The sequence below is a fragment of the Pantoea dispersa genome (assembly GCF_014155765.1).
Taxonomy (GTDB): Bacteria; Pseudomonadota; Gammaproteobacteria; order Enterobacterales; family Enterobacteriaceae; genus Pantoea; species Pantoea dispersa.
Genome location: NZ_SCKT01000024.1, coordinates 1 through 2103, shown reverse-complemented (window position 1 = coordinate 2103; position 2103 = coordinate 1). Strand labels below are relative to the sequence as shown.

At 51.6% G+C, this 2103-nt stretch carries 1 protein-coding gene; it reads right to left on the bottom strand.

Annotated elements, in window-relative coordinates; genetic code table 11:
* Positions 1–96: 96 nt before the first annotated feature.
* On the bottom strand, positions 97–2103 hold a 2007-nt coding region (locus H7K56_RS23105), incomplete at its 5' end, for a Tn3 family transposase (protein WP_259395534.1).

The following is a 2103-nucleotide window of genomic DNA, read 5'->3' as shown; positions in this document are numbered from 1 at the left end:
CCAGTGCTGGCTCGCCTCATGGGCCTTCTCCGGGCACCAACACGCGCCAGACTGCCGCTTTTAGGGGGCTGACGCTCAGTGGAACGAAAACTCACGTTAAGCGACATTTTCCTCTTCTGACGCCTCTTTTAATGGTATCAGATGTCCTTTGGTCACCAGTTCTGCCAGGGTGAAGGAATAATGGCCGAGCATATTGATGTGTCCGTAGCAAAGCGGGGAGAGGCGTGCGATATCTTCATCATTCAGTGTTTCACCCTGCTCCCGGAGATGATCCAGGGCTGCCTGCATATAAATAGTGTTCCATAACACGACGGCGTTAGTGACCAGCCCCAGTGCACCCAATTGATCTTCCTGACCGTCGGTATATCGTTTTCTTATCTCACCTTTTTGACCATGACAGATGGCTCTGGCAACTGCATGGCGGCTTTCTCCCCGATTAAGCTGGGTCAGAATGCGCCGGCGGTAATCTTCATCATCAATATAATTAAGCAGGTACATCGTTTTGTTGATGCGCCCCACTTCAATGATTGCCTGAGTCAGTCCGGAGGGACGTTCACTTTTCAGCAATGAACGGACCAGCACTGAAGCCTGTACTTTGCCCAGCTTCAGAGAGCCTGCGGTTCGGATCATTTCGTCCCATTGAAGGACTATTTTTCGGGGATCTGATTGGCCTCTGGCAATATCATTCAGCACGCCATAGTCGGCATCATGGTCCATTCGCCAGAAAACCGAAGCACCGGCGTCAGCCAGGCGCGGAGAAAACTGGTATCCCAGCAGCCAGAAAAGGCCAAAAAAAAGATCGCTGGCACCTGCTGTATCGGTCATAATTTCGGTTGGATTCAGCCCGGTCTCCTGTTCCAGAAGACCTTCCAGCACAAAGATAGAGTCCCTCAGCGTCCCCGGTATAACGACGCCATGAAAGCCGGAATACTGCTCGGACACAAAGCTGTACCAGGTGATCCCTCTGTTATTACCAAAGTATTTGCGGTTCGGTCCGGCATTGATTGTTCTGACTGGTGTAACAAAGCGCATTCCATCTGCAGATGCCACTTCTCCTCCACCCCATATCGGTGCCAGCGGTAGCGTTGCCTGAAAACCAACCAGTCTGGCATTAGCGCTGGTGATAGTTTCAGCCCGCAGATAGTTCGCTTTTGTCCAGTTCAGCCGATGTCGGGTCAGTGCAGGAACATTTGATCTGATCAGTGGTTCCAGACCGATATTGCAGGCTTCAGCCATCAGCACGGCGCTTATGCTGACGGGCAGATCATCAACTCTGGCGCTGGCTTCACTGGCGTGGAAAAACTCATCAGCAAATCCGGTATGGGCGTTAATTTCGAGTAGCAACTCCGTTAAATCCACCGGAGGGAGCAGAGCACTGACCATTTTGCTCAGTCGTTTTAGACTGTCCGACTCATCAAGACTGGCGAGGGGAGAAATTGTCAACCGGGGCTTCTGACCAGAAACATCGAGTTCTACAGCCTCATTTTCGCCAAGACGTGCAGCAACCTGTCTGTAACGACTATCAAGCTGATGACCCAGAGATTTTATTGCTTCCTGCGGGTCTGTCGGGTGGCCCAAAGAACGATAAACCTTAATCCGGTTTGCCTGCCAGTCAGCACCCTGTAGTAATCTTGCTCGTGGATCTCCCCACCGGTTACTGCCAGTAACGTAGACATCCCTCCGTCTCAGACTATCCTGCAGTTTACTGAGGAAGCAGAGCGTGTATCCCCTGCGGGTGATATGTTTTTCCTTGTTAATCACCAGCCGTTTCCATGACCGGCTGATGATTTCCGCTGGTGCGTCATCAAAAAACTGCCGCCGTGAGCTGAACTCCCTGCTGAGGTAGTCACAGGCATTCAGAGTGGTAACCCCGGCAGGTGCGGATGAAAATTTAACGGTATTCAGCAGATGAGGCAGAAAACGACGAACGCGCCCGTACTGCTCCACCATTTCGTCATGAAAATTATCATCTGAGGGCCGGGCAATTTCACGGACAAGTGTGATGATTTCAGCCAGCTTTTCCCTGGGGATATAGCTGAACTGAACCGTACCGGTTTTGTGGGAGAGAGTTAAGTCCGGGAACTCAGGCTGCCAGATCCTTAT